Source organism: uncultured Sphingomonas sp., from assembly GCF_937859915.1.
Lineage (GTDB): Bacteria > Pseudomonadota > Alphaproteobacteria > Sphingomonadales > Sphingomonadaceae > Solisphingomonas.
Window position 1 is genome coordinate 1 of sequence record NZ_CALMAW010000072.1, and the last position, 8,449, is coordinate 8,449.

An 8,449-nucleotide genomic window follows, 5' to 3' on the forward strand; every position below is an offset into this window, starting at 1 on the left:
GTCGAGGGTGGCGGCGAGCGTGCGCCGCAGGGCGAGCGCGCGGCGCGTCCGCAGGGCGATCGCCCGACGGGTGGTCGTCCCGCCGGTCGCCCCGGCGGCGGCAACTTTCGTGGCGGCGGCCGCCCCGGCGGCCAGCGCCGCGAGGGCTGAGGCGTAATCATCCTCCCTACGCGTAGCGTGGGGAGGGGGACCGCTCGCCGCAGGCGAGTGGTGGAGGGGGAATGCGGCCGGCGCAGCGCCTGGAGCCTTGCCCCTCCACCACCGGCTTTCGCCGGCGGTCCCCCTCCCCATCTGCGATGGGGAGGATCAGTGCTTCCGCATGCCCCGCACGCGGTGCCACACATAGAGCGCTACCGCCGCGACGCCGGCGATCACCACCACCAGGTCGAGCTTGTGCATCACCGCCTGCAGCTGGGGATCATGGTCCCAGGCGGCGCCCAGGTGCTTGCCGATCAGCGCGAGCACGAAGCACCACGGCCACGAGCCGACGAAGGTGTAGAGGTGGAACTTGACCTGGTTCATCCGCGCCATCCCCGCGGGAAAGGCGATGAACGAGCGGATCAGCGGCAGCAGCCGCCCGATCAGCACCGCCAGACTGCCGAAGCGCTGGAAAAAGGCCTCGGCCTTATCGAGTTCGTCGGCGCCGATCAGCACCAGCCGGCCCCAGCGCAGGATGAACGCGCGGCCGCCATATTGACCGGCATAATAGGCCGGGATCGAGCCCAGATTGCAGCCGATCGCGCCCGCGGTCGCGACGCCGATCAGGCTGAGCTGCCCGGTCGAGACGAGATAGCCCGCGAACGGCATGATCACCTCGGAGGGAAGCGGCACGCACGCGCTCTCGATCCCCATGAGCAGCGCGACGCCGCCATAGCCGAGCTGCGAGATGACCGAGACGATCCAACCGGCGATGTGACCTACGATGTCGTGCATGGGCGCAGGCTTTGCGGGAGGCGCGGGGCTTTGTCCATCCGACCGGACGGCATAAACTTTACCCGTCATGCCGGACCTGATCCGGCATCCAGGGCCGCAGGCGTCGCCGTGTGAAGCCCTGGATCCCGGAACAAGTCCGGGACGACGAAGGATGGATGACGGGTTCCTTACGCAGGCTCGACGATCGGCACCTTCGTCGTCATCCGCGCCAGCACCACGCCGCCCAGCGCCAGCGCGAAGCCGAGCAGCTGGACCGGCACCAGCCGCTCGCCGAACAGGATCCACGCCTCGATCGCCGCCAGCGGCGGGACGAGGAGCAGCAGCGCGCTCACCCGCGTCGCGCCCTGGTGCCGCGTCATCCACACCAGCAGCGACAGCGCCGCCGCCGACAGCCCGACCACCGACCAGCCGAGCCCCAGCCAAAGTTCCAGCGACCCGTCCCAATGATAGTCGCCCAGCGCGACCGTCGCCAGGATCGCGACCAACCCGCCGCCGACATTCTGCACCGCGCCCGAAACGCGGATCGGATCGCCGCCGATCGCGCCGCGCTGGATCATCGTGCCCGCCGCCATCGCCAGGATCGCCGCCATCGCGCAGGCGGCGACGAACAGCGGCACCGAGGCATGGCCGCCGCGCATCAGCAGCGGCGCCAGCACCAGCGCGACGCCGGTCAGCCCGACGCCTAGCCCGGTCCAGGCGCGCGTCGCCAGCCGCTCGCCGAGCAGCGCGAACGACGCGACCGCGACCACCAGCGGCTGCAGCGCGCCGAGCAGCGACATGATCCCCGCGGGCATGCCGCGCTGGATCGCCCACCAGCTCGTGCACAGATAGAGGCCGTTGAGCAGCGCGCCGGCGACGAGGTGCAGTCCGAGCTGTCGCGCCCGCGGCAGCCTTTCGCGCGCAACCGCCGCCAGCCCGCCGAGCAGCAGCGCGGTGAGCAACATCCGCGCGACCAGGATCAGCTCGGGCGCGGCATGCGGCACGGTCGCGCGCGCGACGACGAAGCCGGTAGACCAGATCAGCACGAACAGGATCGGGGCGAGGGTCGCGAGCACCGCGCGGCTCTGGCGGGCGTGGGTCGCGATGTCGAGCGTTCATCCCGCACATCTGCGCGCGGTCTTGCACGCGGGTGTGCCTGTGCTAGCCTTCCGGACCCGTGGGGGGCGTGATCCATGGCGATGCAGAAGGATAGGCCGGAGCCGTCATGGCCGGCGCAAGGCGGTCGGCGCAGCGGTCTGCTGATCGATCAAGGCGCGCTGACACCGGGTCAAAAGATGATGCAAGGCCTTGGCATTGCCGCCTGGGTCGCGCTGTGTCTGGTCGCTGTCTTCTATGACTTGCGGTGGAGCGACGCATGGCTGGATCGCGTCCGCGCCAGCATGACGATGCCCAATCTGCTGTTCCGGCAAAACGGGACGACCGTCGCCTTCTTCGTTCTGCCGTTGATAGCGGGCATGCTGGTCATGGTGGCCAACGTCCGCCTGGTCACCAAGCTCACTTTATTGGCCTTGTTGCTTGCCGCGATGATCGGCGCGTCGGCGGTGGCGATGCGCCGCTACGTCGTGGTCATGGGCGACGATGTGCTGATCCATCCGGCGCTGCCCTGGCATCATGACGTGCGGTTCGCGCTCGCCGACGCGACGGTGACGGCGCGCGGCTGCAACCTATGGTACAGCAAGCACAGCACGCATCATCAGATCATCTTCCGCGTGCGCGCGCCGGCCGGAGACACGGTCGATCTCGGCGCGGCCGCCGGGCGCGACCTCGGACACTGGCTGACCGTGCTGCGCGACTATGGCGACGGATCCTTGCCGCTACCGGCCGATGCCCGCGACCACGCGCCGCATGATTCCCAATGCATGGGCTATTGGCTCGACGGTCTTGGCGCGCAGCAGGCGGCAGAATTCACCCGCTTGGTGGGGTAGAGCGGATCGACCGTCGAGATATCGAGCGATCCGGACCTTCTCCCGTCATCCCGAACTTGGTTCGGGATCCAGACGCGCGCCGCCCGACGAACGCGCGTCGCGCGTCTGGATCCTGACCTTCGTCAGGATGACGAAAGGAACGCTTTGCGCCGTCTTACAGAATATAGCGGCTGAGATCGGTGTTCTTCGCCACCCCCGCCAGCTGCGCCTCGACATAGGCGGCGTCGACCGTCACCGTCGACCCGCTCCGGTCCTCGGCCTCGAAGCTGACCTCCTCGAGCAGCTTCTCCATCACCGTCTGCAGCCGGCGCGCGCCGATATTCTCGACGCTGTCGTTGACCTGCGCGGCGATCTTGGCGATCGCGGCGATGCCTGCGTCGGTGAAGGCGACGGTCACCCCCTCGGTGCCGATCAGCGCGGTGTACTGCTGCGTCAGGCTCGCGCGCGTGTCGGTGAGGATCGACACGAAATCGGCCTCGGTCAGCGCCTTCAATTCGACGCGGATCGGCAGGCGCCCCTGCAGCTCGGGCAGCAGGTCGCTGGGCTTGGCGACATGGAAGGCGCCCGAGGCGATGAAGAGGACATGATCGGTCTTCATCGGGCCGTATTTGGTCGCGACCGTGGTCCCCTCGATCAGCGGCAGCAGGTCGCGCTGCACGCCTTCGCGGCTGACCGAACCGCCGCGCACGTCGGAAACCGCGATCTTGTCGATTTCGTCGAGGAAGACGATGCCGTTCTGCTCGGCGTCGGAAAGCGCGGCGCGGTTGAGATCGTCGCTGTCGAGCCTTTTGTCGCTTTCCTCCTCGACCAGCTTGGCCCAGGCCGCGCGGACGTCGAGCTTGCGGCGCTTCAAGGGCTTGGCGCCGCCGAACGCCTTGCCCATCATGTCGGACAGATTGATCATGCCGACCTGGCCGGCCATGCCGGGCACCTCGAACGGGGCGGCGGGGGCGTCCTCGACCTCGATCTCGATCTCCTTGTCGTCGAGATGGCCGTCGCGGAAGCGCTGCGTGAAGGAGGTGCGCGTCGCCTCGGAGGCGTCCTTGCCGACCAGCGCATCGAGCAGGCGGCCGAGCGCGGCCTCCTCGGCCTTATCCTTGACCGCGACGCGGCGGCGTTCGCGCTCGAGCCGGATCGCCTCCTCGACAAGGTCGCGCGCGATCTGCTCGACGTCGCGGCCGACATAGCCGACCTCGGTGAACTTGGTCGCCTCGACCTTGACGAAGGGCGCGTCGGCGAGCTTGGCGAGACGCCGGCTGATCTCGGTCTTGCCGCAGCCGGTGGGCCCGATCATCAGGATGTTCTTGGGGGAGACTTCGTCGCGCAGGTCGGCGCCGAGCTGCTGGCGGCGCCAGCGGTTGCGCAGTGCGACCGCGACCGCGCGCTTGGCGTCGCGCTGGCCGATGATATGCTCGTCGAGCGCCGCGACGATCGCCTTGGGGGTGAGGGAATTCAGCATCGTTGTGGTCCTTCTCCCCTCCCTGAAAGGGAGGGGGCGGGGGTGGGTTCGTACGGGGCAAGCGCTACGCCCTGCGGAGGCGAACCCACCCCTAACCCCTCCCTGTCAGGAAGGGGAATTGCGATTCAGGAAGCGCTGTCGAGCGTCTCGATCGTCAGCCGGTCGTTGGTGAACACGCAGACCTCGGCGGCGATCGCCATCGCCTTGCGCGCGACGGTCTCGGCATCGGGCTCATAGTCGACCAGCGCGCGCGCCGCGGCGAGCGCGTAATTGCCGCCCGATCCGATCGCCGCGATCCCGGCTTCGGGCTCGAGCACATCGCCGTTTCCGGTGAGGATCAGCGTCACCTCCTTGTCGGCGACGATCATCAGGGCTTCCAAGTTGCGCAGATATTTGTCGGTGCGCCAGTCCTTGGCGAGCTCGACCGCGGCGCGCATCAGCTGGCCCTGGTGCCGCTCGAGCTTGGCGTCGAGCCGCTCGAACAGCGTGAAGGCGTCGGCGGTGGCGCCTGCGAAGCCCGCGATGACCTGGCCGTCGCCGATCCGGCGCACCTTCTTGGCGTTGGGCTTCATCACGGTGTTGCCCATGCTGACCTGCCCGTCGCCGGCTATGATGACCTTGCCGCCACGCCGCACCGAAAGGATCGTGGTGCCGTGCCAGCCAATCTTGTCTTCGCTCATTGTGTTCCCGCTCTCTGGTTGGCGGGGATATGGGGGGCGGTAACGGGGCTGCAATAACCCCGCTTGCATCGCCGTCATCCTGACGAAGGTCAGGATCCAGACGCGCGGCGTCGGGCGGAGATACGCGGCGTCTCTGGATGCTGAACCGAGTTCAGGATGACGAAGACGAAGGCGGCTCGGTCCGCCCCTTGAACCCCTGCGCCACCACATACCATTCGCTCGATTCCTTGCGGCTGGCGGGCGGCTTGGCGTGCTTGATCGTGGTGAAGTCGCGCTTGAGCGCCGCGACCAGCGACGAATCGGCGCCGCCGGCGAGCACCTTGGCGACGAAACAGCCGCCCGGGCGCAGCACCTCGGCGGCGAACGCCGCACCCGCCTCGACCAGGCCCATGGTACGCAGATGGTCGGTCTGCTGGTGGCCGACCGTGTTGGCCGCCATGTCCGACAGCACGAGGTCGGCGGGCCCGCCCAGCGTCTCGGCGAGCAGGCCGGGCGCCGCGTCGGACATGAAATCCATCTCGAAGATGGTGACGCCGTCGATCGGGTCGACCGGCAGCAGATCGATGCCGATCACCACCGCCTTGGGACAGACCTTGCGCACCACCTGCGCCCAGCCGCCGGGCGCGATGCCGAGATCGATCACGCGCTTCGAGCCCTTCAGAAATTTGAAGCGCTCGTCGAGTTCGGTGAGCTTGTAGGCGGCGCGGCTGCGATAGCCCTCCGCCTTGGCGAGCCGGACGTAGGGATCGTTGAGCTGGCGTTCGAGCCAGCGCACCGAGGCGGTGGTGCGGCCCTTGGCGGTCTTGACGCGCTGGCGGCCGCCGGGCCCCGTGCTGCGGCCGGTGGTCGTGCTCATAATCCTGCTCCGTCGCGTGCGATGAGCGAGCGCAATATGCCCTCGCGGATGCCGCGGTCGGCGACGCCGAGCCGGTCGGCGGGCCAGATGTCCATGATCGCCTCGAGGATCGCGCAGCCGGCGACGACCAGGTCGGCGCGCTCGTTGCCGATGCACGGCACCTGCGCGCGTTCCGAGATCGTCATGCCCGCCAGCCTGAGACTCACCGCACGCATCGCCTCGGCGGGCACGATCAGCCCGTCGACCGCGCGGCGATCATAGGAGGAAAGCCCGAGATGCAGGCTGGCGAGCGTCGTCACCGTGCCCGAGGTGCCGAGCAGCCGCGGCGGGCTGGTCGGGCGGGGCAGGGTGGTCGCGAAATCGGCGAAGGCGCCCGCGACGCGTGCCTTCATCCGCGCATAGCCCGCGACCGCCGCGGTGCGGTCGTTCGAATCGATCCCCGCGCCCTCGGCCTCGGTCAGCGACACCACGCCCCACGGTGCCGAGAACCAGTCGAGGATGCGGCACGACCCGTCGGCGATCGTCTCGACCAGCACGAGTTCGGTCGAGCCGCCACCGATGTCGAAGATCAGGCCGGGCCCTTCGCCTTGCGGCAGCAGCGCCTGGCAGCCGAGCACCGCCAGTCGCGCCTCCTCGCCCGCACCGATCACGTCGAGCCGGATACCGGTCTCGGCATGGACGCGCGCGACGAAATCGGGGCCGTTCTCGGCGCGGCGGCACGCCTCGGTCGCGACCGAGCGGACCAGCGTGACATGGCGGCGCTTCAATTTGTCGGCACAGATCGACAGCGCGGCGATCGCGCGCTCGATCGCGGCGTCCGACAGCCGGTTGCTCGCCGCCAGCCCCTCGCCGAGCCGGACGATCCGCGAGAAGGCGTCGATGATCACGAAGCCGTCGTCCTGCGGACGGGCGATCAGCAGCCGGCAATTGTTGGTGCCGAGATCGAGCGCGGCATAGGTGCGCCGTTCGCCGTCCCGCCGGGGCGGGGGTTTGGAGCCTTGCGCGCCGGGCGGGCGCCCGGCTCGCGGCCTCACGCTGGCCGCATCATGCGCCATCGGCCGCTTCATCCTCAAAATCATATTCCCGGCGGACGATCCCGCCGATGCTTGACGCCAAGGTATAGGGCCGGGGCCCAAGCCGCAAGACTGCGGCGTTGACAGACAGGACATGGAAAACTAGAGCGCCGGTCTGCCGTTGGTGCCCCGTCGTCTAAAGGTAAGACAACGGATTCTGATTCCGTTTATCGAGGTTCGAATCCTCGCGGGGCATCCAGGCAGAATCCATATAAATCAATGGTTTGCAACACGCCGGGCGGGCGACGGCTCTCTTAGCGTGTTGCTTGCTGTTGCAGGCTAAAACCGTCCATTTCCGCGTATTTCCGCCGATTCCCGGCAGGTCCGTGCAACACGATGCTACACGCGCCGCCTCAGATCGCGCCCTCATACCGCCGCCGCACGCGCCGCACCGGCATAAACGCCAGCGCATGATCGCCGGCGCGCATCTCTGGCGGGAACTTCGGCTTGCGGCCGACGGCGTTCGGTATGCCGCGCGCCGCATAGACCTTACGGACATAGCCTCGGCGCCGGGCGATCATATCTTCCGCGCCGGCCTGTCGCATCCATCGGCGGACGGTACGCTGGCTGGCCAGATAGTGATCCTCGATCGCTTCCCAGCCAAGCAGCACGAACATTCCGGGGAAGTCGACCGGCATCGGTCGGGCGCTGGGATGATCGGAGCCGCGAGGTAGCACGGTCCGCGATGTTCACGACTGCGCGGCTGGGGATTACGGCGGATGATTCGTCGGGGACGCCGCGTAGCGATGCGCGATGTTCGCGACCGAGAGGCACGGCAGAACGGTAAGACGCACCGCCCAGATTAAAGGCTCGCTCAGACAGGCCGTGGTCGGCGAACCAACGCGATGATACGCACGACTATTAAACGCGCGGACACCTCTATAAATAAAGGTCTTCGTCTAAATCAAGAAGCCTAAGTTGCTGTTTTATAAGAGATATATTAATTGATTTTACACTGTCTGGGATAGTTTCAGTGCCCCTATTTTCATGCGGGAAAGGCACGCTAGGCACATCTTCGTCTAAAAAGTTGCAAAGAATATTCCATCCATCGCCGGCGTCCCAGCTTACCTTAAGCAGAAGATGCGAAGCATTATTTTTCTCGAAAAAACGCACCACTCCGTTGTTGTGGTCTTCATAGAAGTACTCGTGAGCCCGCTCTACGCCGTGGGGATAATTATCCCCATAGGCAAGAAGGCGGCAATGATTGTCTGGACTGGTCCTGAGGGCATGGCGTTTCAGGCTATTGCACCACTCGACAGAATTCTTGCGAACGGTGAGTATGAAGCGAGCGTTCTGGCCATAGCGGAAATGTAGCTCTCTATAGCATAAGGGGAACGGCCAGTCTTCGAACGAATCATTAATGTCAACCGTGTGGTAAATCTCTTCCAAGAAACCTCGCCGATATTTTGACAGTAAATGTTTAGTGCAAGACACATGTTTTGCATAGCCGAGTATCTTCAGGCACCGACCTAAGAGTCGGATTCGAAACTAAGCATCTGATTTTGCGAGCCTTGCTACGCGGC

At 66.6% G+C, this 8,449-nt stretch carries 9 protein-coding genes and 1 tRNA gene; 2 read left to right on the forward strand and 8 right to left on the reverse strand.

Going from position 1 to position 8,449, the window contains the following annotated elements; genetic code table 11:
- Window positions 1-306 precede the first annotated feature (306 nt).
- Entirely contained in the window at window positions 307-933 is a 627-nt protein-coding gene (locus tag Q0326_RS09650; RefSeq protein ID WP_298689599.1) for a DedA family protein, read from the reverse strand.
- 167 nt (window positions 934-1,100) lie between these two features.
- The gene (locus Q0326_RS09655; protein WP_298689601.1) at window positions 1,101-1,988 is read right to left on the reverse strand and encodes a DMT family transporter; all 888 of its coding nucleotides are present in this window, start codon (window positions 1,986-1,988) and stop codon (window positions 1,101-1,103) included.
- 219 nt (window positions 1,989-2,207) lie between these two features.
- Here Q0326_RS09655 and Q0326_RS09660 point away from each other — a divergent pair, with 219 nt between their 5' ends.
- A complete protein-coding gene (locus tag Q0326_RS09660; protein WP_298689603.1) occupies window positions 2,208-2,858 on the forward strand; it encodes a hypothetical protein in 651 nt (216 codons plus the stop codon).
- 154 nt (window positions 2,859-3,012) lie between these two features.
- Here Q0326_RS09660 and hslU read toward each other — a convergent pair whose 3' ends face one another.
- From hslU to Q0326_RS09680, 4 genes are all read right to left on the reverse strand, one after another.
- Window positions 3,013-4,317: an ATP-dependent protease ATPase subunit HslU gene (gene hslU / locus Q0326_RS09665; RefSeq protein WP_298689605.1), complete on the reverse strand. Its 1,305-nt coding sequence runs from the start codon at window positions 4,315-4,317 to the stop codon at window positions 3,013-3,015.
- 125 nt (window positions 4,318-4,442) lie between these two features.
- Window positions 4,443-4,997, reverse strand: coding sequence for an ATP-dependent protease subunit HslV (gene hslV / locus Q0326_RS09670; protein ID WP_298689607.1), 555 nt, complete (start codon window positions 4,995-4,997; stop codon window positions 4,443-4,445).
- Between the two features lie 151 nt (window positions 4,998-5,148).
- Window positions 5,149-5,853 carry an RlmE family RNA methyltransferase gene (locus Q0326_RS09675; protein ID WP_298689609.1) on the reverse strand — a complete coding sequence of 235 codons (705 nt, stop codon included), beginning with the start codon at window positions 5,851-5,853 and terminating at the stop codon, window positions 5,149-5,151.
- Complete coding sequence (locus Q0326_RS09680; protein ID WP_298689615.1) at window positions 5,850-6,908, reverse strand: Ppx/GppA phosphatase family protein; 1,059 nt, start codon at window positions 6,906-6,908, stop codon at window positions 5,850-5,852. Before Q0326_RS09680 ends, Q0326_RS09675 begins: the two co-directional genes overlap by 4 nt.
- Before the next feature lie 143 nt (window positions 6,909-7,051).
- On the opposite strand from Q0326_RS09680, the gene Q0326_RS09685 reads away from it, so the two are divergent.
- A tRNA-Gln gene (locus Q0326_RS09685) sits at window positions 7,052-7,125 on the forward strand.
- A 154-nt stretch (window positions 7,126-7,279) separates the two neighbouring features.
- Here the strand turns inward: Q0326_RS09685 and Q0326_RS09690 are convergent.
- Window positions 7,280-7,564, reverse strand: coding sequence for a hypothetical protein (locus Q0326_RS09690; RefSeq protein ID WP_298689611.1), 285 nt, complete (start codon window positions 7,562-7,564; stop codon window positions 7,280-7,282).
- A 241-nt stretch (window positions 7,565-7,805) separates the two neighbouring features.
- Window positions 7,806-8,360: a sulfotransferase gene (locus Q0326_RS09695; RefSeq protein ID WP_363303934.1), complete on the reverse strand. Its 555-nt coding sequence runs from the start codon at window positions 8,358-8,360 to the stop codon at window positions 7,806-7,808.
- Between the last annotated feature and the right edge of the window lie 89 nt (window positions 8,361-8,449).

Bases quoted from the DNA above. Each gene is read 5' to 3' on its own strand.
- Q0326_RS09675 (WP_298689609.1), bottom strand. From the start codon at position 5,853: ATGAGCACGACCACCGGCCGCAGCACGGGGCCCGGCGGCCGCCAGCGC.
- hslV (WP_298689607.1), bottom strand. From the start codon at position 4,997: ATGAGCGAAGACAAGATTGGCTGGCACGGCACCACGATCCTTTCGGTG.
- hslU (WP_298689605.1), bottom strand. From the start codon at position 4,317: ATGCTGAATTCCCTCACCCCCAAGGCGATCGTCGCGGCGCTCGACGAG.
- Q0326_RS09660 (WP_298689603.1), top strand. From the start codon at position 2,208: ATGATGCAAGGCCTTGGCATTGCCGCCTGGGTCGCGCTGTGTCTGGTC.
- Q0326_RS09690 (WP_298689611.1), bottom strand. From the start codon at position 7,564: ATGCCGGTCGACTTCCCCGGAATGTTCGTGCTGCTTGGCTGGGAAGCG.
- Q0326_RS09680 (WP_298689615.1), bottom strand. From the start codon at position 6,908: ATGGCGCATGATGCGGCCAGCGTGAGGCCGCGAGCCGGGCGCCCGCCC.
- Q0326_RS09650 (WP_298689599.1), bottom strand. From the start codon at position 933: ATGCACGACATCGTAGGTCACATCGCCGGTTGGATCGTCTCGGTCATC.